The sequence below is a fragment of the Nocardioides sp. genome, assembly GCF_024509035.1.
Classification (GTDB): Bacteria; Actinomycetota; Actinomycetes; order Propionibacteriales; family Nocardioidaceae; genus Nocardioides.
This window is the reverse complement of the sequence record NZ_JANINT010000427.1, coordinates 16,615-17,393: the sequence shown is the minus strand read 5'-3', so window position 1 is coordinate 17,393 and position 779 is coordinate 16,615. Positions and strand designations below refer to the sequence as shown.

At 61.4% G+C, this 779-nt stretch carries 1 protein-coding gene; it reads right to left on the bottom strand.

The window, feature by feature from the left end; translation table 11 throughout:
• Positions 1 to 686 (bottom strand): AAA family ATPase (locus Q0L15_RS23075; RefSeq protein WP_296607195.1); only part of this gene is annotated, 686 nt, incomplete at its 3' end.
• Positions 687 to 779: the final 93 nt, after the last annotated feature.

The window sequence follows — 779 nt, the reverse complement described above, 5'->3', positions numbered from 1 at the left end:
AGATTCGCGGAGATGGTCGTACCAGGGAGACCCGCGCTTAATCGATCAGAGACCCCTCCGAACATGCGGTCACCGATCGTGCCCAGTTCCTGGAGGAGGTCGTTCACCGCCATGTTGCGATACACGGCCGTAGAGCGAAGGCGCTGCACGAGCGTCGCTTGAAGAGGAGCTAGTTCTTGACGGATCAAGTCCGCAGGCCGTGCGTGATTGGGGACGTACACGAATCTGACCGCTCGGATGTAGGCCAAGATGGCACCGACCTCGTCGGGGGCGGCCGGCGCCAACGAATTTACGTCGGCCCCGAACTTGAACGAGTCGAGCGGCGAGACATTGTCCAGCGCCAGGTTCCACTGGCGGCGAATATAGACCACGTCAGTCAGGCCGTGCTGAGCCTCGAAGTCCTTCTGTCTGGGCACCTTGAAAGCGGGCCCCAGGCGGATGCCGACAGTTACCGCGACTTCCTTCTTCTTGCCGGACGGCGCATGGCTGCTGTAGTCGGCCACGAAGTCGAGCGGGTCGCCGGACTCGTCGACGCTGCCAGTGAAGAACAGGTTCAGTGCACGGAGCACGTTCGACTTGCCTGCGCTGTTCAGGCCCACGATCGGCACGTAGTCGCCCAAATCGCTCATTGTCACGGATCGGATCGACCGGAAGTTCTCGATCCGGACAAATGCGAGTACAGACACCGCGGCCTCCTAGGTCATGCCGCATCGTAATCAGCGAGTGCCTCGAGCACGGGTAGGCACTCCGAGCCGCCAACTCAGTTCTGAAACGACGAG